The sequence below is a fragment of the Allobosea sp. genome, from assembly GCF_030694325.1.
In the GTDB taxonomy this organism is placed as follows: domain Bacteria; phylum Pseudomonadota; class Alphaproteobacteria; order Rhizobiales; family Beijerinckiaceae; genus Allobosea.
The window spans coordinates 1-1,876 of sequence record NZ_JAUXYO010000325.1; the positions used below are offsets into that span (position 1 = coordinate 1).

A 1,876-nucleotide genomic window follows, 5' to 3' on the forward strand; every position below is an offset into this window, starting at 1 on the left:
CGCGTGATCGAGCGGCCCCGCCTGCTCCCGGCCGTCATCCTCGGCGCCATGGGTCTCCTGGCGCTGAAGCTGCTCGCCTGGACGTCGGAGCCTTATCCCGGGACGATTCCGGCCAGTTCGCCGTTCATCGCCGCCAACAAATCATCCTCTCCCACCGCAAGGCCGGCGGAGCCTGCCAAGTCCGCCGAGCCCGCCAAGCCGGAGAAGGAGGTCTGGGCCCTGGCCAAGGTCATCGCCCATGCCCACTCGCCCGACACCGCCTTCCTCGACCCCGAGACCACCGGCTCCGTCGACAAGCCCGACGCCAAGAAGGATGCGGAGAAGGCCGAGGCCGAGGCCAGGGAGGAGGCCGCCCGCGCCGCCAACCCGCTCAACAAGGCCGGGATCCTGAACGGCGTCGCGGCTCCGACCTCGCCGGCCGAGAAGGCGCTGCTGGAACGGCTGGGCGCGCGGCGCGAGGAGATCGAGGCGCGCATGCGCGAGCTCGAGATGCGCGAGCGCCTGCTCGACACCGCCGAGAAGAAGCTCGACAGCCGCGTCGGCGACCTGAAGGAACTCGAGACCAAGGCCGGCATCGGCGGGCCGCCCAAGCCCGCGGGCGAGGAGACCAAGGCGATCAAGAACCTCGTTATCATGTATGAGGCGATGAAGCCCAAGGACGCCGCCCGCGTCTTCGACCGTCTCGGCCTCGACGTGCTGGTGCCGGTCGTCCAGCAGATGAACCCGCGCAAGATGTCCGAGGTCCTGGCCGCGATGGCGCCCGACCGGGCCGAAAAGCTCACCGTGGCGCTCGCGACGATGGCGCGCAGCCCGCTCGCGGCCGGCCCGTCGCTCGAGTCCGCCGCCCTCCCCGGCACCGAATTGCCGGCGATCGCACCCGCGCCCCGGCGGCGCTGACCGGCGGCGCCGACTGCCTTGCGCCCTTAACCCGGCATTATCCTTGACAGGCTAGCGTCCTGCGATCGGGGCGGTCCGTCCGGCCGCCTCCGACCATGTCGTGTTGCGTGAGTGTCCGGCTTTGCGTCTCCCGCGTTCCCTCGCCTTCGGCATCGGCCTCTCGGCCCTCGCCGCCGCCGCCGGCCTCGGCTCGCCGGCGCTCGCGGCGAGCGCGACCCTGCGCGGCGATGTCATGCCACCCGGCTTCGGGCGCCTGTCCCTGGTCTTCGACGAGCCGACGCCGACGCGCATCCGCGTCTCCAACGGCGTGCTGGTCGTCGCCTTCGGAACGAGCGTCAAGGTCGATGTCGCCCGGATCGCGCGTGAACTTCCAGCCTATGTCTCGATCGCCCGGATCGATCCGGACGGGCGCGGCATGCGGCTGGCGCTGACGCGCCCCTACCGCGCCAATCTGATCGAGGCCGGCGAGCGCGCCTTCATCGATCTGCTGCCCGAGAACTGGCAGGGCGTGATGCCCGGCCCGCCGCCCGAGGTACTCGCCGACATTTCAGAGCGGCTGCGCGTCGCCGAGAGCCGGGCCCGCGAGGCCGCCCGCGCCGCCCTGCAGTCGCGCAAGGGGCTCGGCCTGCGCAGCGCCACTCTGCCGACGCTGGAACGCCTGATCTTCGACGTCGCACCGGAGACGAACCTGAAGCCGGAACTGGCCGACGGTGAACTGACACTGACCTTCGACCAGCCGATGACCGTCGATCCCGCCGCCATCCGCAACGCCTTGCCCGAGGGCATCGGCCTGCGCGGGCAGGAGACCACGGCCGGCGCCACGACGCTGGCGCTCAAGGTGCCGAAGGACTGGAAGGTCCGCAGCTTCCGCGACGAGGACGGGCTGCTGGTCGACCTGCTGAAGCCCGCCCCGCCCCCGGCCGCGACCCTGACTCCGCCCGCAGAGCCCCAACCTGCGCCGGCGGTGGTGCCGGCGGCG

Annotated in this window: 1 protein-coding gene and 1 pseudogene; both read left to right on the top strand. The window is 71.9% G+C overall.

All coding sequences use genetic code 11. The annotated features are described in order from the left end of the window. Nucleotides 1-897: MotE family protein (locus Q8M82_RS20890; protein WP_371126428.1), on the top strand; the 897-nt coding region annotated here is incomplete at its 5' end. 121 nt (nucleotides 898-1,018) lie between these two features. Further along, nucleotides 1,019-1,876: pseudogene (locus Q8M82_RS20895) on the top strand (hypothetical protein); the annotation flags it as partial.